Annotated in this window: 15 protein-coding genes; 9 read left to right on the top strand and 6 right to left on the bottom strand. The window is 70.6% G+C overall.

Annotation, left to right across the window (positions count from 1 at the left end):
• Positions 1–1,002, bottom strand: coding sequence for an NAD(P)H-dependent glycerol-3-phosphate dehydrogenase (locus tag NR798_RS09860; RefSeq protein ID WP_375771194.1), 1,002 nt, complete (start codon positions 1,000–1,002; stop codon positions 1–3).
• Positions 1,003–1,193: 191 nt separating this feature from the next.
• Here NR798_RS09860 and NR798_RS09855 point away from each other — a divergent pair, with 191 nt between their 5' ends.
• From NR798_RS09855 to NR798_RS09840, 4 genes are all read left to right on the top strand, one after another.
• Complete coding sequence (locus NR798_RS09855; RefSeq protein WP_375771193.1) at positions 1,194–1,778, top strand: hypothetical protein; 585 nt, start codon at positions 1,194–1,196, stop codon at positions 1,776–1,778.
• A 104-nt stretch (positions 1,779–1,882) separates the two neighbouring features.
• Positions 1,883–3,406, top strand: coding sequence for a sensor histidine kinase (locus tag NR798_RS09850; RefSeq protein WP_375771192.1), 1,524 nt, complete (start codon positions 1,883–1,885; stop codon positions 3,404–3,406).
• Positions 3,403–4,095, top strand: coding sequence for a response regulator transcription factor (locus tag NR798_RS09845; RefSeq protein ID WP_375771191.1), 693 nt, complete (start codon positions 3,403–3,405; stop codon positions 4,093–4,095). Before NR798_RS09850 ends, NR798_RS09845 begins: the two co-directional genes overlap by 4 nt.
• A gap of 7 nt (positions 4,096–4,102) precedes the next feature.
• Positions 4,103–5,989 carry a hypothetical protein gene (locus NR798_RS09840; RefSeq protein WP_375771190.1) on the top strand — a complete coding sequence of 629 codons (1,887 nt, stop codon included), beginning with the start codon at positions 4,103–4,105 and terminating at the stop codon, positions 5,987–5,989.
• 17 nt (positions 5,990–6,006) lie between these two features.
• Here the strand turns inward: NR798_RS09840 and NR798_RS09835 are convergent, their stop codons facing one another.
• The gene (locus NR798_RS09835) at positions 6,007–6,705 is read right to left on the bottom strand and encodes a class I SAM-dependent methyltransferase (RefSeq protein WP_375771189.1); all 699 of its coding nucleotides are present in this window, start codon (positions 6,703–6,705) and stop codon (positions 6,007–6,009) included.
• 200 nt (positions 6,706–6,905) lie between these two features.
• On the opposite strand from NR798_RS09835, the gene NR798_RS09830 reads away from it, so the two are divergent.
• Complete coding sequence (locus NR798_RS09830) at positions 6,906–8,483, top strand: hypothetical protein (RefSeq protein WP_375771188.1); 1,578 nt, start codon at positions 6,906–6,908, stop codon at positions 8,481–8,483.
• A 114-nt stretch (positions 8,484–8,597) separates the two neighbouring features.
• Here NR798_RS09830 and NR798_RS09825 read toward each other — a convergent pair whose 3' ends face one another.
• The gene (locus NR798_RS09825) at positions 8,598–10,904 is read right to left on the bottom strand and encodes a membrane dipeptidase (RefSeq protein WP_375771187.1); all 2,307 of its coding nucleotides are present in this window, start codon (positions 10,902–10,904) and stop codon (positions 8,598–8,600) included.
• A 120-nt stretch (positions 10,905–11,024) separates the two neighbouring features.
• Positions 11,025–11,486, bottom strand: coding sequence for a hypothetical protein (locus NR798_RS09820; RefSeq protein ID WP_375771186.1), 462 nt, complete (start codon positions 11,484–11,486; stop codon positions 11,025–11,027).
• Between the two features lie 323 nt (positions 11,487–11,809).
• Between NR798_RS09820 and NR798_RS09815 the strand changes: the two genes are divergently transcribed.
• Complete coding sequence (locus tag NR798_RS09815) at positions 11,810–11,992, top strand: hypothetical protein (RefSeq protein ID WP_375771185.1); 183 nt, start codon at positions 11,810–11,812, stop codon at positions 11,990–11,992.
• 77 nt (positions 11,993–12,069) lie between these two features.
• Entirely contained in the window at positions 12,070–12,591 is a 522-nt protein-coding gene (locus NR798_RS09810; RefSeq protein WP_375771184.1) for a DUF4240 domain-containing protein, read from the top strand.
• 14 nt (positions 12,592–12,605) lie between these two features.
• On the opposite strand, the gene NR798_RS09805 is transcribed toward NR798_RS09810, so the two are convergent.
• Positions 12,606–15,185: an amidohydrolase family protein gene (locus NR798_RS09805; protein WP_375771183.1), complete on the bottom strand. Its 2,580-nt coding sequence runs from the start codon at positions 15,183–15,185 to the stop codon at positions 12,606–12,608.
• 156 nt (positions 15,186–15,341) lie between these two features.
• Between NR798_RS09805 and NR798_RS09800 the strand changes: the two genes are divergently transcribed.
• Together NR798_RS09800 and NR798_RS09795 are read left to right on the top strand one after the other, a co-directional pair.
• The gene (locus NR798_RS09800; RefSeq protein WP_375771182.1) at positions 15,342–16,706 is read left to right on the top strand and encodes a sigma 54-interacting transcriptional regulator; all 1,365 of its coding nucleotides are present in this window, start codon (positions 15,342–15,344) and stop codon (positions 16,704–16,706) included.
• Between the two features lie 79 nt (positions 16,707–16,785).
• Positions 16,786–17,409 carry a non-canonical purine NTP pyrophosphatase gene (locus NR798_RS09795; protein WP_375771181.1) on the top strand — a complete coding sequence of 208 codons (624 nt, stop codon included), beginning with the start codon at positions 16,786–16,788 and terminating at the stop codon, positions 17,407–17,409.
• Between the two features lie 91 nt (positions 17,410–17,500).
• Here the strand turns inward: NR798_RS09795 and NR798_RS09790 are convergent, their stop codons facing one another.
• Positions 17,501–20,299, bottom strand: a complete 2,799-nt coding sequence (locus NR798_RS09790; protein ID WP_375771180.1) for a kelch repeat-containing protein — start codon at positions 20,297–20,299, stop codon at positions 17,501–17,503.
• Positions 20,300–20,406: the final 107 nt, after the last annotated feature.

Below are 20,406 nucleotides of genomic sequence, written 5' to 3'. Positions count from 1 at the left end.
TCACACCAGCTCGGACTTGGGCTGGCGCGTCATCAGCTCCACCACCGCCGCGCGGGCACTCTTGCCCTCGTAGGCGATGGCGTACACCTGATCGCAGATGGGCAGCTCCACCCCCACCTTGCGCGACAGGTCGCGCGCGCTCTTCGCCGTCTTCACGCCCTCGGCCACCTGCTTCATGTCCCCCAGAATCTCCTGGAGCGCGCGGCCACGGCCCAGCTCCATGCCCACGTGCCGGTTGCGGCTGAGCTCGCCCGTGCAGGTGAGCACCAGGTCCCCCATGCCGGACAGCCCCGAGAGCGTGAGCGGGTTGCCGCCCTTGCGCACCGCCAGGCGCGTAATCTCCGCGAGGCCCCGGGTGATGATGGCCGCGCGGGCGTTGTTGCCCATGCCCAGCCCATCCGCGATGCCGGCGGCGATGGCGATGACGTTCTTCAGCGCCCCGCCGTACTGCACCCCCACCACGTCATTGGAGGTGTAGGAGCGGAACGTCTCCGTCTGCAGCGCCTTCTGGCAGCGCACGGCCACCTTCTCCCAGTGCGAGGCGATGGTGACGACGGTGGGCATGCGCTGCGCCAGCTCCTTGGCGAAGCTGGGGCCGGAGAGCACGGCGATGTAGGGGTGGTGCTCCTCGGGCAGGCAGTCCTCGAGCAGCTCCGTCATGGTGAGGAGCGTCTCGTTTTCGATTCCCTTGGCCACGGTGACGATGGGCGCGTGCTTGGGCAGGTGGGGCAGCGCATGGGAGACGACCTCGCGCGTGGCATGGCTGGGGGTGGCCAGCACGACCAACTCCGCGCCCTCCAACGCCTCCTCGAGGCGGGTGGTGGCCCGGACGCGCGAGGAGATGGGGATGCCGGGGAGGTAGCCGGAGTTCTCGTGGCGGGTATTGATGGCGTCGGCGAGGGCGGCGTCCCGGCCCCACAGGCCCACCTGCTCGCAATTGACGGCGAGCACGTTGGCGAGGGCGGTACCGAAGGAGCCGGAGCCGATGACACTGGCGCGCATGGATGGATTCTCCCGAGGAACGAGGGGTGGCGCAGCTTAGACCACACCCCATCCGGGAACGAGGTTTCCCACCAGGCGGGCAGAGCAGCGTCGGGCAGCAGGCAGGCCAGCACTTCCTCGTGGCCACGCGGGGGGCAGGCCGGTCTACCATCCGCCGCCTCACGGGTATGCGCACACAGAGGGAGCCAGGGATGAGGGTCGGAAGGGGCGCGGGAGTGGTGCTGGCACTGGCACTCGGGGCCTGCCGCTCGCGGGACGCGGGCGCGCCGGACGCGGGCGTGCTGCCCGCCTCGAGTGCCCTCACCTGCGAGGGACTCGTCACCCCGGAGATTCGCGACGCCCTGCCCGGCTTCAGCGTGAAGGAGGAGCGCACGTGCCCCACCTGCGGGCCGCTCTGCACCTTCCGCTCGGCCGAGCAGAAGGACGTCACCGTCTCCATCGCCTACGACTGCCACAGGCTGCCCGATGGGCAGGACGTGCGCGACCTGCTCGCCCCCACCCTGCGCGCCGGGGGCGTGGAGGTGCCCGCGCTCGGCAAGGCCGCCGCCCGCCGCGAGCCCGTCCCCGGCATGCTCCAGGTCGTCACCTGGGACGATGACACCCCCTGCGGCATCGTCGTCACCTGGCTGGGCAAGGACAAGGACCGCGCGCTCGAGCTCGCCCGCACCACCCTCTTCGGCATCACCCACGAGCGCCTCATGCAGGCGGGCACGCCCGCGGCCATCGGCGGCTCCACGCCGGACGCTGGCCCGGCTCCTGACGCCGGCCTCCCCTGACGCTCCCCTCCCCCCTCTCCTGGCGGCCCCCGGGGCCCGGCGCGACACCGGGCTCCAACGGAAGTCGAGCACCCGGCGCCCCGTGGAGGTAAAGGAGACGGGCCGTGCCAAGCCCCCAGCCCTCCGTCATCCTCAGCTTCCGGCGCACCTTCGCGCTGCTCATCGTCCTGGTGGTGCTGCCCTCGGCCGGGCTCTCCGGCTTCGGAGTGGTGGCCATCATCAACGAGCGCGCCGCCGTGGAGAAACGCCTGGTGGCCGCCTGGCAGGGCACGCTCGAGACGCTCACCGAGGGCCTCCCCGCCCAACTGCGCGCCTCGCGCTTCGCGCTCGTGGACGGCCAGCCCCGCGTGGTGGCCTCCGACGGACGCCTCCTGTCCACCCCCGCCTCCTTCCGGGTGGAGGGCAAACAGGTCAGCTCCCCTGACCCGGAGCTCGCCGCCGCCCTGCAGGCCGTGCAGTCCTCCGCCACCGACTTCCCCGCGGGCACCTCGCACTTCTCCCTCATGGTGGGCGGGCGCGCCGCCCTCATCGCCGCCGAGCGCCAGGGTGAGGTGGTGCACGGCGTCCGCCTCTCTCCCGAGGCCCTGGAGGCCCTGCTCGCCGAGCGCACCGATGGCCAGGTGACCTCCAGCGAGCCCGTGCGCTTCGTCCTCCTCGCCCGCCAGGAGGCCACCGGCGAGGGCCTCATGGGCAAGCTCGCCCTGGAAGTGGCCCAGGCCCGCGCCAACGCGCTCGGGCCCCAGGTGCTCGCCGAGCAGGTGCTGCCTCCCCCGCTCCAGGACTTCCGGCTCGCCGTGGTGCCCACCGGCGAGGACCCCGTCGCCCGCGCCTCCACCCGCAACCGCGTCGTGTACGTGGTGCTGCTCGGCCTCTTCTACGTCACCCTCACCTTCGGCGTCGTCTACACCGGCCGCGTCCTCTACCGCGAGGCCCGGCTCTCACGCATGAAGACGGACTTCGTCTCCCTGGTGAGCCATGAGCTGCGCACCCCCATCACCTCCATCCGCATGTTCATCGAGACGCTCGCGCTCGGCCGCGTGAAGGACCCCGCGCAGACGCAGCAGGTGCTGCAGATGCTCACCCAGGAGACGGAGCGGCTGAGCACCCTCGTGGACCGGGTGCTGGACTGGGCCCGCATCGAGAGCGGCCGCAAGGTGTACCACCGGGAGCTCCTGCCCGTGCCCGCCTTGGTCGACGCCGCCGTGACGGCCTTCCGCGCCCAGCGCCTGGACGGCGAGCTGCGCCTCTCCGTGGACCTGCCCGACCAGCTCCCCTCGGTCCAGGTGGACAAGGAGGCCATCGCCGGCGCCCTGCTCAACCTGCTGCACAATGCCTACAAGTACAGCAAGGACGACAAGCGCATCACCCTCACCGTCCGCGCCGACAGGAAATGGGTGGACCTCACCGTGGAGGACCACGGGGTGGGCATCGCGCCGCGCGACCGCCGCCGCATCTTCGAGCGCTTCTACCGGGTGGACAATCTGCTCACCCGCAAGACGGAGGGCAGCGGGTTGGGGCTGGCCATCGCCAAGCACATCGTGGAGGCTCACGGCGGGCGCATCACCCTGAAGAGCGAGCTGGGCAAGGGCAGCCGCTTCACCATCCAGCTCCCCGTGGGAACGGCATGAGCGACAAGCCAACACGCATCCTGGTGGTGGAGGACGACCTGGCCATCCTCACCGGCCTGTCCATGAACCTCAACTTCGAGGGCTACGAGGTCCTCCAGGCCCAGGACGGCCGCCAGGGACTGGCCCGCGCGCTCGACGAGTCCCCGGACCTGCTCGTGCTGGACGTCATGCTGCCCGAGCTCAACGGCTTCGAGGTGCTCAAGGAGCTGCGCCAGCGCGGGCGGGATCTCCCCGTCGTGGTGCTCAGCGCCAAGGGCGCGGAGATGGACAAGATCCTCGGCCTCAACCTGGGCGCGGACGACTACGTGGTGAAGCCCTTCGGGCTCCAGGAGCTGCTGGCCCGCATCAAGGCCGTGCTGCGCCGCCGCTACCCCGTCCAGGGCCAGCCGCCCACGGTGGGCTTCGGCGACGTCCAGATGGACCTGAGCGCCAAGAGCGTCACCCGCGGCGGGCAGCTCGTGGAGCTCACCGCCCAGGAGTTCAAGCTGCTGGCCCACTTCCTCGCGCACCCGGGACGCACCTTCAGCCGCGAGGAGCTGCTCAGCGCCGCCTGGGGCTACGGCTACGAGGGCAGCGCCCGCACCGTGGACAACTTCATGCGCCAGCTCCGGCTCAAGCTCGAGCCGGATCCCGAGCAGCCCCGTCACTTCCTCACCGTGCGCGGGCTCGGCTACCGCTTCGAGCGCTGAGGAGCCGATGCCTCGCCGACGCGCCCTCAGGACCTGGTGGGTGGCCCTGGCCCTCTGGGCCGCTGTCACGGGGAGCGCCCAGGCGACCGAGACGGACCAGTACTTCGCCATCGACAAGCCGCCTCGCGACTCCCTGGCCGTCCTCAACGAGAAGATCAACCGGGACATCCTCGGGGCCCTGGACCTCGTCAACCGGCGCGCGAGCGGAGAGCAGTACTCCTGCCAGGACGTCGCCCACCGCATCTACCAGCGCTTCCGCATCTCGGGGCTCCACAAAATCGAGCTCTGGGCGGAGAACTCCCCTCGCATCGACCGCGTGCCGTCCAAGAAGGACCATGCGCGCTTCCGGAAGCACTTCTCCATCTACCGCAACGAGCGCCTCTGGGACTGGGGCCTCTCCTTCGGCGTCAAGGCGACCTTCACCGTCGCCGGTGTCCACATGGGCGCCGACAAGCTCTCCCACTTCTTCCAGTCCGGATGGAAGTACCACCAGCGCTTCCGCGAGCTGATGGCCGAGGGCGTCCCCGAACGCGAGGCGCTCGAGCGGATCATCCGCTACGGCGTGGGGACGGAGGGCGGCACCCTCGGCCTCGTGACCACGGGCGTCTTCTCGTTCAGCGATCTCGAGGCCAACTACCAGGGGTTCCTCTTCTACCGGAGCCTGTGCCAGGAGGAGGACCCCCGGTTGCTCAAGACCGCCGAGGGCTGGCAACTGACTCGGCCCTTCGACTGGCGCGAGTACGTCTCCCCCCAGCTCGACGAGACCTTCAACAACTCGGCCTTCACCCCGAAGCGCTGGAGCGAGGTCCGCGCCAACCTTCAGCGGGATTACTGCCCCCGGCTCGACAGCGACACCTTCGTGGAGCACTACCGCGCCGCCGCGCGCTACCCGCGGAGCGTCGACGGCTTCAACACCCGCTACGTCCGGGAGTTGATCGACCGGGGAGAGGTGCCTCGCCGGGAGGATTACTCCATCTGGGCGGCCTGTGGCCGGAGCCCGCCGGACTTCACGCAGCTCGCGGCGGGCACGAGCGGGAGCGCTGGACCCGGGCCGGGTGAGCCCTCCGCTCCAGCGCCCCGGTACGAGACCCCGCGCTTCGACGAGGCCCTCTTCCGGCCGCGGCTCGAGGCCGGCGGAGGTGGCTTCCAGAATGGCGGCACCGGGTGGAACGCCCTGCTCCGGCTGCGCTTCCTGCTCCACGAGACCGTGGGGCCGGAAGACACGTGGGATGCCGTGCGGACCCCGGAGTACCTGCTCTGGGCCTCGCTCGACGGACACCTCGCGCTGGGCTCCGGCCCGGCGGGTGTCACGCTGCCGTATGCGGACCTGCGCTTCACCCCAGTCCAACGGCGCTTCGAGCTGAACAACGCCGCCACCGGAGAGGAGCTGGCCGTCGGCGTGGTCCTGCTCCCCGCGCGCCTCACGCGCTTCCTCGCGCTCGACCGGAGCCTCGGCGTCGAGGCCTCCCTCGCCGGAGTCCGCGGACGGCTGGGTAGGCGTTTCGGCGAGCGGCAACGGGTGGGCGTGTTCGCGTCGCTGGCGCTGGACGCGGCCGGCTACAAGTCGGCGCTCCACCCGTCCGATGGGGAGGCCTTCCGGGGCGTGCATGCCGCCACCCTGGCGGTGGAGACCGGCGCGGAGCTGCTGCTCGGCACACAGCTCCGGCTCGGGCTCGTCCTGGGCGGGAGCGCGGGGCTCGGCCTGGGGTGGGACCGCGGCGGAGATGGCTTCTCCGCCCCTTCGGACCTCGGGGCCTACGCCGAGGCCCAGGTGGACGTGACGCGCTTCTCCCGCCTCTTCGTCCGCGGCCAGCTCGACGCCTTCCGCGAGCCCGCGCGCGACCGGACCCTGTCCACCCCGGCCCTCCTCGGCGGCGCCACCTTCAGGTTCTGAGCTTCACCCCGCCCCCGTCACCCCTCCACCACGCCAATGTGGCGCGTGTCCTCGGGGTCGAACGGCTTGCCGTCGAAACGCCCGAAGCGCTCGCGAGGCGTGAGCCCGCAGGCCTTCATCGCCGCGTCCAGCTCCTCGGCGGTGAAGGGCCTCAGCCGCAGGCGGCGGATGCCGAGCGGCGCCCCGGGTTGCCGCCGCTCGCGCAGGTGGAAGGCGAACACCGGCCGGCGCGGCTCCACCGCGGAGCCGGGCTCCTCATCCTCGCGCGTGGAAGCAGGCTCGGGCGACGGGTTGAGCACGTCGTAGACGAAGCTGCCCCCGGGCTGCAGGTGGTGGCGCACCGTGGACAGGAAGGCCTCCAGGTCCTCCTGCGAGCCCATCATCCCCATCGCATGTTGGGGAGCGAGCACCACGGGGAAGCGCTCGGCCAGGCGCAGCGAGCGCGGGTCGGCGTGGAGGAAGCGCACCCGGCCGCCCACCTCGGGGGCCTCCGAGCTCCGAAGCTCCTCGGCGGCCTGCACCATCCGCTCGGAAGGGTCCACGCCGAGCACGGACAGGCCCGCCCCGGCCAGCGCCCAGGCCACCCGCCCGTTGGCCGCGCCCAGCACCAGCACCGGGCCTCCATGCTCGGCCGCCTGGCGGGTGTAGAAGGCAATGTCGGGTTCCTGCCCGACGAGGGAGAGCGGCGTACGGCCGCGCGTGTCGTTTCCTGCCATCGCCTTCCGCACTAGCACGGTTGGAGGCGTAAAGGGGTCAGCACCCTGCCATTCCTGGGCACCGGCGTACCCAGGGGCTGTCCGGGAGCCGACGCATGGCCCCGTCCCCGAGACGGACCGGGCTGGCACCCGGCTTGCGATGCTGGGGGACGGGGGTGCCGTGTGGGTACCCGGTTTCCACAGAACGGGTGGGCAGCGACATGAAGGGTGGATGGCGGTGGGCGGCGGCGCTCGTCATGACGAGCGCGGTGTGGGCGGGCTGCAAGCAGCAGGCAGGACATGACGAGTCCGAGCGGAACAACCCCGGGCTGGACTCGCCCCGGGACGACGCGGGCGGCTCGCCGCAGACGCCCGACGCGGGCACGGGCGGTGGCGGGCGTCCCGACTCGGGCACCCCGGCTCCCGACGCGGGCACGAAGACGCCCGATGCGGGCACTCCGGCTCCCGACGCGGGCACTCCGGCTCCGCCGCCGCCTACTCCTCCGGCGCCTGCTCCCGAGGCGGACATCCAGTTCGCCTCTCCCCCGGGCTGGCGCTTCTACGGCACCCAGCACGGCGGACCCCGGCGCGTCTACGGCATCACCTCGGACGAGGGCGGCAACGTCTGGGTGGCCGGCGGCGAGGACGGCCTCTTCCTCCTCCGCCCCGGCGCCGACACCCTCCAGCGCTACACCCTGGCGGACGGGCTGCGCCCCTACGGCTTCATGCCGGACGGCAGCGTGCCCCCGGGCGAGAAGTACCTGAAGGTCATCTCCGTCGCCGGTGGCCCCGCGGGCACCGTCTTCGTCGGCTACGAGGGCAGGCCCGGCAAGGGCTCGGACCACTGCGAGAGTAACTGGGACGGCCCCAACCCGGATCCCTCCCGCTACAAGAGCGGTGACGCGGACAAGGTGACGCTGCGCGCGGACGGCACCCTCGAGGTCGTCCACTACGACATCTTCTCCGGCCCCGGCGTCGTGCGCGACGAGATGCGCGGCCGCGAGAAGATCTGCAACATCCTCCGCATCGCCTACGACAAGAACACCAACAGCGTCTGGTTCGGCGGCAACCACGGCTTCTCCCGCGGCGACGCCCGCTACACCGGCAACAACACCTGCAACGGCCAGCTCTCCTGCTCGGGCGTCATGGAGCACGTGCACCCGCACATCAACGCCTTGAACGAGCAGGGCAACGTCGTCCTCCTCACCGACGCCTACTACGGCGTGGCCGTCCACCCCAGCGGAGATGTCTTCTTCGGCGGCTCCAACCGCTCCACCCGCTTCCGCTACGGCTCCAACAGCAACAACTACTGGCGCGCCCAGAGCATGAGCGAGGACCGGGACTACGCCTGGAACCGCTTCGACCTCTGGCCGGACAAGGTCAGCGAGCCCAACATGTCCCGGCCCGCCGACCGCGTGGACGACCACGTGTCCGGCATGGCCGTCGCCGGCGATGACACCGTCTGGGTGAGCTCCTTCACCCGCGGCCTGGCCCGGATGAACGCGGAAGGCGGCGACGTCCGCTACCTCGACGTCGGCGTGCCCCACCTCTCCACCGTCGCCGTGGACCCCACCGACGGCAGCGTGTGGACCGGCGCCCGCTGGCTCGGCTCCGTCTACCGCGTCAAGGACGGCCGCGTGCTCACCTACGGCTGCTCCAACTTCGGACGCCAGCTGTGCATGAGCACCGTCTCCGATATCCAGGTGGACCGCGGTGCCGGGCGCCGCATCCTCGTCGGCTTCAAGGGCAGCGACGAGAACCACATCCCCGGCGCCATCGGCATCTACTCCGGGAACTGAGTTCCTCCTGGAGTTGGATGGGAGTTGGTGCACGGTTCCCCTCCGTCCTCACGGAGGGGAACCCGGGGGCTCCGGCCCCCTCACCCCGTCCCTCTCCCGAAGGGAGAGGGGTGCTTACGCGCAGGTGAACGACCAGCGGCAGTTGTTGGAGAGGCACTCCCGGTCGCTCGAGCACACCGCCCCTCGCGACTTCTTGTTCTGGCACTTGCCCGAGTTCGTCCCCCAGCCGCAGTACTGGGTGCTCGCGCAGTGGGAATCGCTGTCGCACAGGCACGAGCCCGTCGGATTGATGTAGCAGTCCGCGCTGCACCGATCCGTCGTGCACTCCGTGTCCGCCTTGCAGCTCTGCCCATACGTCTTGGAGCGCGGCGTGTAGCACCAGCCCACCGCGTCCGCGCAGCCACCGCACGCCCCGGACTGGCACTGCCCATCCCGGCTGCACGAGGCCCAGTTACCCTTCTTCGCCACGCAGTCGTTGTCACCCGGGTTGGCCGGAATCTCGTCCTGGCAGTAGCTCGAGGCGCCGCAGTCCCCATCGTCGTTACACACGCACCGCCCATCGAACGTCGAGCACAGCACCGAGGTGCACTGGTCGCTGATGCACTCCGCGTCGAAGCGGCAGCCCTGGTTCAGCGTCTTCGAGTCCGGCGCATACGCCGCCCCGCACACCGTGGGGTAGCGCGCCTCGCGCACGGACTTGTCCTCGTAGGCCGCGATGCCGCTCGTGTCGATGTCCGAGGCGGGGTCCGCCATGCCCACGCGCGGCCCGTTCGCCCGCTCCCACATGCGCAGGAACGTCTCCGACGAGCCCGAGAGCCCCGCCGTGTTCGCCCCCAGCCGCCCCAGGTCCTTCAGCAGGTCCGGCAGCAGGCCCACGTGCGCCAGGCCGTACTCGTCGAAGTCCGTGCCCAACCGCGCCGGTCCGTACACGTCCTGCTGGTGCGCCTGATCATCCGCCTCGGCCTGGAAGCCCGCCGAGCACGCCCCGTGCGGCCCGAAGCGCGGCCGCGTCTGCTGGATGAAGCCGTTGAAGTCCGCGCCAAAGGCCATGGGCACCTTCAGCCCCTGGCGGCCGAACTCGTACGCCTGCGCCACCGAGCGGCTCGAGCCCTGGCAGTTGTTGGCGATGCCCGAGCGCGTGTACGCACGCGTCTCGTCATGCGCCGTGCGCAGGCCGAACATGCCGCCCGTCTGCCGCAGGTAGCGCACCGCCCACGCCGGCGTCGTCTTCTCGTTCTCCGCCAGCTTCGGGTTCATCACCTCGCGGAAGTGGCCGTGCGAGATGTAGAGCGGGTAGTAGCTGTTCGCCTGGGCGATGGCGTAGGCGTCCTGGGTGCTCTTCTCGGACAGGTGCGCCATGTCCACCAGCATCCCCTTGGCCATCATCGCCTGCACCAGCGCCTTGCCCTCCGCGGTGAGCCCCTTGGTGTTGCGGCAGTTGCCCGCCGCGTCCCGCGCCACGTCGAAGCCGAGCGTGAAGGAGCCCGTCGTCACGCCGCAGTCGTAGTCGATGTGGCAGTTCTCGATGAACTGGGCCGCCTGGAAGATGACGTTGTGCAGCGCCGCGCCGCCGAAGCGGTTGTCCAGCTGGTGCACCGGCTGGATGGAGCGCACCCCCAACGCGTGGAAGCGGTCCAGCTCGCTACGCCAGTCCTTGGTGCCGAAGAGCTTGCTCGTCTCGATGGAGAGCACCATCGCCAGCCTGCCGGACTCGATGATCTGCCGGGCATGCGCGGGGGAGAGGGCGATCTCCGCCCAGTCCGTGCGCGCATCGAAGTCGCGGGCCATCTGCAGCTGCACCTCGACGTCCGCCATCTCGTCGCACGGGCGCTCGAGGTTCTGGTACGGCAGCGCCTTGCACAGGAAGCCGTTGCTCACCAGCGACACCACCACCAGCGACATGCCGCCCTGGTGCGCCTGCCGCAGCCAGCCCTCCCAGGACTGCTGGTGCGCGATGGTGTCCCAGCGGGGCCACTCGGTGCGCACCTCGCGCCGACCCAGGTGCAGGCCCGTGTCCCCCTGCGTCCCCTCCATCTTGCCAATGAACTCCGAGCCCACCGCGCCCGCGAGGCCAAAGAGATCGGAGAGGATCGGCACGCCGCGCAGGTCCACGCTGCCCGAGTTGGGGCACAGGTTGAGCATCTCGCTCAGATCCATGCGCACGCGGGCATGGTCACTCTCCGGAGCACCCCCATCACAGCGCGTCAGCGAGCCGGTGTGGCTGCCATGGAACCAGCCCCCACCGAAGGCCTGCTCGGCGAACATGTGGTGGTGCAGCTCCGCGAAGCCATTCACCACCCGCTGCTGATTCGTCCCCACCTGGAGGGCTTCCGGTGGCTGCTCCACGGGACTGCAGCCCTGGGCCAGGACGAGCGCCAGCGCCAGAACGAGCACTGCTCTGCAACGAGGCAGGGATTCCATGAAAGGACTCCTTTGTCAGGAAGGTCCCCTGGATACCGCCCGTGGATTCTGAAATGAAGGGAGGGGTCCGAAAAATCCTCCCCGCTTTGTTTCTCTCTTTCAGAGAGAAACATCATCCATCTAGCCGGTGCGCCGCTCGGCGAGCAGGCCGAAGTGGCGCCGGACGCGCTCGGCGGGCTCGAGCAGGCCCGCCGACTCCAGCCGTTGCGCGGCCCACGTCATCGCCGCGGGCAGCGAGGAGGCGACATAGAACGGCGTGGGCATGGGCTTGAGGTGGATGAGGATCCTCGCCCCCAGGGCCATGAGGGGCGAGGTGACGATCCCCGCCGTCCCGAGCGAGTACTGACGGAACAGCGCCTCGTGCTCCTTGATGAACTCCGCCTGCCGCTGACGCTGCTCGGAGGACGAGTTCTTCAGCAGGTGCGTGTCCATGACGCCGACGTACCGCTCCCCCCGGCGCAGATAGGTCAGCAGCCGGCTCAGGTACTGCTCCTGCTGCGGGTTCGTGAACGCGCTCGGGAACTTCACCTGCAGCAGCGGCCAGAGGGAGTCGTCGATGGTGATGGAGGCCGAGGAGTCCATACGGCTTCGAGGGGAGCGGGGGGGGTTCCTTCCATCCTACTTCATCAGGGTGCGATATTTCTCGTACGGCGCGCCGCCCGCAGGAGTGTCCCCGCCCCGTTTCACTTGTCACCGGTGACAAGTGGAATGCCCCCACCCCGTTTCACTGGTCACCGGTGACCAGTGGAATGCCCCCGCCCCGTGAACCAGGAGCAGCAGCGCGAGGAGCGCAGGCGGGCCTTGCCGGCGCCGTTCTTGAAGAGGCGGAGAGTCCTGTTTTTTCCGGGTGGCGGTTCCGTTACCTTCCCGCGCCAGTAGTCCCCTTCTCACTCACGGGAGTTCCCATGAAGATGCGTTGGATGGCAGTCGCGGTGGTGGCCCTGATGGCCTCGGCGTGTGGCGGTACGGTGGAGGAGGAGTCCACCGCGCAGCCGCCCACGGAGCAGGTCGGCCCCGGCTGCGGTGGCATCTATTGCCCCTCCGGCTGGATCTGCTGCGGCGCCAACCTCTGCTGCGTCATTGTGTAGCGAGCCGTTCGCCTGCTGAGGATTCGTGACGAGCGGCGGGAGCACCGCGGCCCCCGCTGCTGGCGGCTGGAGACCTCATGAACGTCGAGCGGTTCTGGAAGCTCATCGAGTCATCCCGGAGCGGGTTCGACCCAGACCGGATTGACGGGAACATGGAGCAGCAGCGCGAGGAGCTCAGGCGCCTCCTGTTGCAGTTACCGCCCGAGGAGATCCTCGATTTCCGCAACCACCTTCTCGAGCGGATGGCCACAGCATTTCACTGGGACCTCTGGGGCGCTGCCTACCTCATCGCGGGCGGCTGCTCGGACGATGGCTTCGCGGACTTCCGAAGCTGGTTGATCTCCATGGGGCGCCGCGTCTTCGAGGCCGCGGTGTCGGATGCGGAATCACTCGTCGAGGCCGCCGACGCGCCTGGAGTCGAGGATGTCTTCTTCGAGGAGTTTCAATATATACCGGCCCAGGCCTACGAGGAGCTGACGGGGCAGGAGCCCCCCGCATACGCAGGACGGGCCCCCGTTGAACCCGCCGGAGAGCGATGGAGCGAGGGGAACCTCAGACAAAGGTTCCCCAGGCTCTGGGCCAGATACCAGCGAGGCTGAACCCGCCGTCCGCCCTACTTCGCCAGCGTGCGGTACTTCTCGTACAACGCATTCTGGCGGCTGGTGAGCGGCACCTGCTTCCCACCCAGCCACATGCCCACCGGACGGCTGCTCACCTCCAGCGGCTCGCCATTCCACAGCACCAGGTCCGCCACCTGCCCCGGCGCCACCTGGCCGCCCTCGAGCCCGAAGGCCTCCGTCACATTCGAGGTGATGGCCCGCAGCGCCTCGCCGTACGGCAGGCCCCACGCCACCGCGTTGCCCGCCTCCTGCGCCAGCGTGCGCACCATGTGCGGCTCGCCCATCGTGGAGATGAGCACCTTCACCCCCGCCGCGCTCAGCAGCGCCGCCGCGTCCATCCGGCTGTTCAACCCGTCGAAGCTCGAGGGCAGGTTCTGCGTGGGCTGCATGATGACCGGCACCTTCGCCGCCGCCAGCTCCGGCGCCACCATCCACGCCTCGCGCCCCCCCGCAATCAGCAGCTTCAGCCCGAACTCGCGCCCGAGAGCCAGCGCCGCCCGGATGTCCGAGACCCGGTTGGCCATCACCACCACCGGCAGCGCTCCCGTCAGCGCCGGCTGCAGCGACTCCAGATCCAACCGGCTCGCCGCCAGCGTGCGCATGCGGTTCTGCTCGAAGTCCCCCTTGCGCTTGTTGTACTCGCGCGCGTCCGACAGCAGCTCCCTCAGCCGCTCCAGCACCAGCGCCCGCGAGCCGGACACCGCGTCACGGCCGGTGACTCCCAGATTCACGTGCAACGCCAGCGGCGCGCGGCGCACCGTGCCGTCCGTCCCCACCCATGCGCTCTGCCCGGACACCAGCCCGCCCGCCGGCACCACGCCCGCCGTCGTGACTCCTCCCAGCCTCGCCACCGGGAACGTCTCCGCCGCGGGGTTGACGCTGTCGGCCGCCCGCAGCGCGGCGCGGATGGGCTCCTTGGCCGCCTCGCCCCGCAGCGAGTCGTCCACCGTCGTCTCCTCCATCCCCACCTCCACCACCCCCAGGCTGGTGAGCGGATCCACCAGGCCCGGCGTCAGCACCCGGCCCTTGCCGTCCACCGCGCGGCACCCCGCGGGCACCGCTGCCAGGGCCCCCGCCTGCACCCGCGTCACCTTCCCGTTCTCCACCAGCACCGAGGCGTGCGCCTGCCACGTCCCCTGCGAGAGCACCGCCACGTCCTGGAACGCGGTGCACACGCCGTCCTTCACCTCCAGCGGCCGGGCGCATTCCGCGTCCTTCGCCGGCTCGCAGCGCACGCCGAGCCCCGCGTCCTTCAGCACCGGCAGCTCCGAGGGCCGCGCCACCAGCTTCGCCGAGGCCCCGGCACGCTCGCCCAGCTCGAAGTCGCTCGCCTCCACCGCGCCACTGTCCGCGTCATACGTGACGACGCCATCCGCCCAGACGCGCTGCGCGCGGGCGTAGACGGACAGCGGGTGGTTCTTCCACAGCACCACGTCCGCCATCTTCCCCGGCTCCAGCGAGCCCGTCCGGTCCTCCACCCCCATCACCCAGGCGGCGTGCAGCGTCACCCAGCGCAGCGCATCCTCCTCGGTGACGGGGATGCCGGACTCGCGCGCCCTCCACAGCGCCTTGCCCGCCTCCTGGTTGAGCCGCTGAACCCCCAGCGCCGAGTCCGAGTGGATGACGGCGCGCCCGCCCGCCTGCGACACCAGGCCCGCGTTCTCCGGAATCCCGTCCCAGGCCTCCATCTTGAAACCCCACCAGTCCGCCCAGGTGGCCACCGCCACGCCCTTCTCCGCCAGCCGGTCTCTCAGCTTGTAGGCCTCCAGCGCGTGGTGGAAGGCGCGGATGGCGTAGCCGAACTCCTCGGCCACCTGGAGCATCACCGCCATCTCGTCCGCCCGGTAGCAGTGGTTCTGCACGAGGATGTTGCCGCGCATCACCTCCACCAGCGTCTCCAGCTGCAAGTCGCGCAGCGGCGCGGGCCCGGCCTCCTCCGGCTTCTTCTCACGCTTCTTCTCCCAGGCGTCCCAGCGCTCCTGGTACTCGCGCGCCCGGGCGAAGGCCTGCCGGTAGCCGGCCACGTTGCCCATGCGCGTGGAGGGCGCGCGGTGCTGCGCCGTGCCATAGACGCGCCTCGGGTTCTCCCCGCACGCCATCTTCAGCCCGTCCTTGGCCCCCGGAAACCGCATCTCCCGCGCCGAGCGCCCGAAGTGCAGCTTCACCGGGAAGGCCCGCCCGCCAATGAGGTTGGCGCTGCCCGGCAGCACCAGCAGCGAGGTGACGCCGCCGGCCGCCGCTCGGCGCAGGCCCGGGTCCTGCGGCCAGAAGGAGTGCTCGGCGGACACCTCGGCCGTCACCGGGGCCGTGGCCTCGTTGCCGTCACTGGTGGAGGTGGTGTCCGGCGAGGCGTACACCCCCAGGTGGCTGTGCGCGTCGATGATGCCGGGCGTCACATACAGGCCTGTTCCATCCACCTCCTCGGCGCCCGGCGGGGTGGCCACCTCCGCGTTGCGGCCCACCGCCACGAGCTTCCCCTCCACGAAGGCCACCGCCCCGTCCTCGATGGCCGGGCTCGAGGCGGGCATCACCGTCGCGTGCCGCACCACCACCGGGCGTGTCTGAGTCCACACCCGCGCTGGGACGCCCGGTGAGGAAGCAACCTCGGAGGAGGGGTCCACGGGCGAGACGGTGCGGGGGGAGACAGTTGCGCAGGAGGTCAACAGCAGCAAAGGTAGGTGGCGGTAGCGCATGTCGGCCCTCGTATCACGCTAGAATCCCGCGCGCCCATGTCCTCCGCCCCTCCCTCCCCCATTCCCACGCATACCCTCCTCGGCGAGCGGGCCCGGGGGGACAGGCTCGCGGCGCAGCACTTCCACCTGGTGCTGCTGGACACCGAGCGCGCGGGGACGCGCTACCCGCTCGGTAGTGAGGTGCTGCGCATCGGCAAGGCGCCGGACAACGACGTGGTGCTGGACCACCCCACCGTCAGCCGCAACCACCTGGTGGTGCGCCGGCAGGGGGACCGCTTCCTGGTGCAGGACCTGGGCTCCACCAACGGCACCTTCCTCGACGGCGCCCAGGTGCGCGAGGCCTGGCTGCGCCCCGGCGTCCTCATCGAGGTGGGCGACGTGCGGCTGCGCTTCAACCCCCAGGTGGCCCCGGTGGAGATCGCCCCCTCGGACGAGGACAGGCTCGGGGAGCTGGTGGGCCGCAGCGTGCCCATGCGGCAGATTTTCGCGCTCCTGCAGCGCATTGCCCCCACGGACTCCACCGTGCTGCTGGTGGGCGAGACGGGCACCGGCAAGGGCGCCGCGGCCAAGGCGCTGCACAAGCTGTCGCCCCGGGCGCAGGGGCCGCTGGTGGTGTTCGACTGCGCCTCGGTGTCCGACTCCCTCATCGAGAGCGAGCTGTTCGGCCACGAGAAGGGCGCCTTCACCGGCGCGGTGGGCCAGCGCATCGGCTGCCTGGAGCGGGCCCACGGCGGCACCCTCTTCCTGGATGAGATCGACGACCTCGCGCTGGAGCTGCAGCCCAAGCTGCTGCGCGCCCTCGAGGACCGGGAGTTCCACCGGCTGGGGGCCTCCGCGCCCGTGTCCTTCGACGCGCGCATCCTCGTGGCCAGCAAGAAGGACCTCTGGGCCGAGACGCAGGCGGGCCGCTTCCGCGAGGACCTGTACTTCCGGCTGTCCGTCTTCACCGTGACGCTGCCGCCGCTGAGGGACCGCAAGGAGGACATCCCCCTGCTGGTGGATGCGTTTGGAGGCCAGGGGCCCTGGGCCCGGCTGCCCGAGCAGGTGCGCGAGGCCTTCCTCGGACACACGTGGCCGGGCAACGTGCGCGAGCTGCGCAACGCCCTGGAGCGGGCCCGGCACATGGCGGACCGTCCCGAGCTGGCGGCGGAAGGCCTGCTGCGCGAGCCGCCCGCCGAGCCCCCGGCCCCCCCGGGCGAGCGGCTGCCGGTGGCCTACTCCGGGCCCTTCAAGGCCTGCAAGGATGAGCTGGTGCGCGCCTTCGAACGCGAATACCTCACCCGCCTGCTCAGCCGTACCAAGGGCAACATCGCCCGCGCCGCGCGCGAGGCCGAGCTGGACCGCAAGCACCTCTACTCATTGCTGCACAAGTACGGCCTCGTGCAGACCGAAGAGGGTTGAACCCTCCCCCCCCCCGCATGCCGACCCCCTTTCCGGCCAGATGGCACCGAGCCCCGACGCGTTACGAGGAGAGCAGTCCGTGAAGAAGATCACGTTCGTGAGCACCAACCGCGGGAAGGCCAAGGTGCTGGAGCAGTGCCTCGCGTCGGTGGGCTACGGGCTCGAACGCCTGGAGCTCCCCATCATCGAGCCCCAGGGCAGCACGCTGGAGGCCGTCGCCCTGGACAAGGCACGGCAGGCCTTCGCGTACTTCGAGGAGCCGCTGGTGGTGGAGGACAGCGGGTTGTGCGTGGACGCGCTGGCCGGCTTCCCGGGCCCGGTGACGAAATACGTGCTGGAGACCATCGGCGTGCCGGGCCTCCTGCGGCTCGCCGGGGCGCACGCCTCCCGCAACTGCCGCTTCGTCGGCGCGCTCGTCTACGTGGACTCGGACGGCACGCCCCATACCTTCAGCGACAAGCAGGCCGTGGGCTCCCTGGCCTTGGAGGCGGACAGCACCCGCCAGGCCGACGCGTGGTCCTCGCTGTGGAGCATCTTCATTCCGGAGGGCGCCTCGGCCCCCATCTCCGCGCTGCCGCCCGCCGAGCGCGACGCGCTGTGGGCCCGGTGGCAGTCCCACTCGGTGTACGCGCAGTTCGCGCGGTGGGTGGCGGAGCAGGACCAGAAGCTGGACGGCCCCGTCACGCGACGCGCTCCGGGGTGACCCCACCAAGACACAGGGGGCACGGGGCCCGGGAGTGTCCCGGAAGCCTCGCGCCCCCTGTCTGAAGCCCGCCCCGCGAGGGGCACGCGGCCTACAGCTTCGTCAGATCGTAGTACTCCGCGGACGCCTGGTCGTGGTTGCTCACGCCGCCCACCGCGAGCACCGTGCCGTCCTCGAGCAGGGTGGCCGTGTGCTTGTAGCGGTCCACGTTCATGGCCGCCGTCTTGCTCCACTTACCCGTGGCCGGGTCGTAGAGGTCCGAGGCCGTCTGGATACCCGTGAAGGGGTGGTAGCCACCGGCCACGAGCACCCGGCCATCCGGGAGCAGGTTGGCGGTGTGCCACCGGCGCGGCGAGAGCATGCTGCCCGTGGCCGACCAGGTGTCGGTGGCCGGGTCATACAGCTCGGCCGACGCGCTCAGCGCCACGTCGAGGCCCGCGCCGCCCGCCACCAGCACCTTGCCGCCAGGCAGCAGGGTCGCCGTGTGGGAGGAGCGGCCCGTGCCCAGGCTCGCCACGGCCGTCCACGTCCCGGTGGCCGGGTCATACAGCTCCGCGGAGGTGAGGAAGCCGTCGGACGCATCGCTGCCGCCCGTCACCAGCACCTTGCCGCCAGGCAGCAGGGTCATGGTGTGGAAGGCGCGCGCCGTGTTCATGCTGCCGGTGTAGGACCAGGTGTTGGTGGCCGGGTCGTACAGCTCGGCCGAGGCCAGCGTGCCACTGTCGAACTCACCGGTGCGGCCACCGGCCACCAGCACCTTGCCGTTGGGCAGCAGCACCGCGGCGTGGTGGTAGCGCTGGGTGTTGAGGATGCCCGCGGGCTTCCACTTGCCCAGGGCCGGCACGTACAGCTCGGCGGTGGCGCTGGTGATGGGGCACACGCCGCCGCCCGCGATGAGCACCCGCCCATCCTGCAGCTTCGTGGCCGTGTGACCGCGGTGCGCGCCCAGGGTGTTGCCCGTGGCTGACCAGGTCTTGGCCACGGGGTCGTAGAGCTCCGAGGTGGTGTTGAAGCCACCGGCCACCAGCACCCGGCCGTCATCCAGCAGGGTGGCGGTGTGGAGCATCCGCGGAAGGGCCATGCTGCCGGTGAGGATCCACCCGCCGCTCCGGTCCTCGCACGTGCCGGAGGCGCCCGGGACGACGAGGACCGTCCGGAAGGCGGTGCCCACGTTGCCGGCGGCATCCTTCGCCGAGTACGTGAGGGTGTACGTCCCCGGCACGCGGGTGTTGATGGAGCCGGACACGGTCACCGAGGCCGACACGTCCCCGTAGCAGCCGTCGAAGGCCGCGGCGCCCGCCTCGACGTAGGTCTTGCCGCACTCGAGCCGCACCGAGGCATAACCCACCAGCGACACCTCGGGAGGCTGGGTGTCGGCCACCGTCACCCGGCTGGTGCAGACGGCGGTGTTACCGGAGGAGTCCCGGCCGGTGTACGTCACCGGGGTGCTGCCCACCGGGAAGCTGCCGGCTCCCGGGCTGCTCGAATACGTCACGGCGCCGCAGTTGTCGGTTCCGGACGCGGCGCCCGGATCCACGTCCGCGCCACCCTCGACGCACTCGGCGAACATGTTCTCCGGGCAGAAGAGCGACGGCGCCGTGGTGTCGGTGACGCTCACCGTGGCCGAGCAGGTGGACTTCAGGCCCGTCTTGTCGGTGCAGGTCAGCGTCACGGCGGTGGTGCCCAGACCGAAGCTGGTCACCGACTGGGTGCAGCCCACCAGGTCACCATCCGGGTCGGACGAGCCATTGTCCACGGAGCCCGTGGCGCCGCAGGTGGCGCCGGCCGACAAGCTCAGGTCCTTGCACTTCGCCTCGGGAGGACGGTTGACGACGGTGGTGGTGCACGAGGCGCTGCAGGAGCCGGTGCCGTTGCCCGCGCCGTTGTCGCACTGCTCGCCCGAGTCCACCACGCCATCACCGCACCAGTTCAGGCGGCACGTGGAGGAGCAGGGCGTGCCCGGCTTGCCGTTGTTGGCGCCGGTGTCGCACTGCTCGGGGAACTGCTGCACGCCATCGCCGCAGTTCACGGGCACGGCACCGCGCACCAGGACATAGGGCACGCCGTGCGAGCCGTCCGCGAAGTCCTTGGAGCCCGGGAAGCGCGAGCCGTACGCCGGGTCCCTCGCGATGGCGAGCGGGGTGAAGTTGGCCTCGGGGTAGGTGTCGAAGGCCTCGTGCACCGAGCAGCTCCAGTTGGAGAGCACGCTGTCCGTCAGGCCCGAGAGGGCCGCGTGGCTGGCCACGATGTGGGCGTCGTTGTAGCAACCCACGCCCGTCACGGTGAAGGCACCGAAGGGCTGCAGCACGGGCACCGGCGTCTTGGCCGCCGCGCCGTCGTAGTAGCAGCTCAGGTTGACGTACATGCCCGTCTTGCCTTCCTGGGCGGCGGCGAACTTGACGGAGTTGGTGGTGAGCAGCCCCCCGTCCCGGCTCCGGTGGAACACGGGGTCGGTCCCCACGATGATGACGTTGCCGTCCACCACCGGGCCCCAGACGTTACGGTTGGCCACGGCGGCGGTGATGAGGCCCACGCCACTGCACGTGTTGTCCCCGAGAATCAGGGCGCGGTACTGGGCGAAGTCCGCCGAGCTCTTCGCGGCCCAGGCCGCGTTGCTGGCGATCTCCACCGTATAGCCCTGGGCCCGGGCGGCCGCGGCCTCGAGGCTGCTGGTGCCACCGGTGACCGTGTCGGCCAGGATGAGCACCTTGTTGGTGCTGCCCACGCCCTGTGCGCGCGTGCTCACCGCGGAAGGCGCCACCTCCGGCCTGGCGCCCTCCGCCTCCGACGGCAACTCGCCGCCGCAGGCCGCGACCAGCAACACGCTCAGGGCCATCAGCATCCGGTTGCGGATGCCACTCCAACCACTCGTAGGGATAGGCGACTGCATCAGCACACACCTCATTCCTGAACACAGACGTCCAGGGCAAGACGGGCAAACAGGCTTTTCAATCGGGAGTGCCTGGATGATAAAAACAGGCATTCAAGGTGCCCATC

It is taken from the genome of Archangium gephyra (assembly GCF_042230915.1).
Classification (GTDB): domain Bacteria; phylum Myxococcota; class Myxococcia; order Myxococcales; family Myxococcaceae; genus Archangium; species Archangium gephyra_B.
The sequence above is the reverse complement of the archived record's forward strand: the minus strand, read 5'-3'. Positions and strand labels throughout refer to the sequence as shown.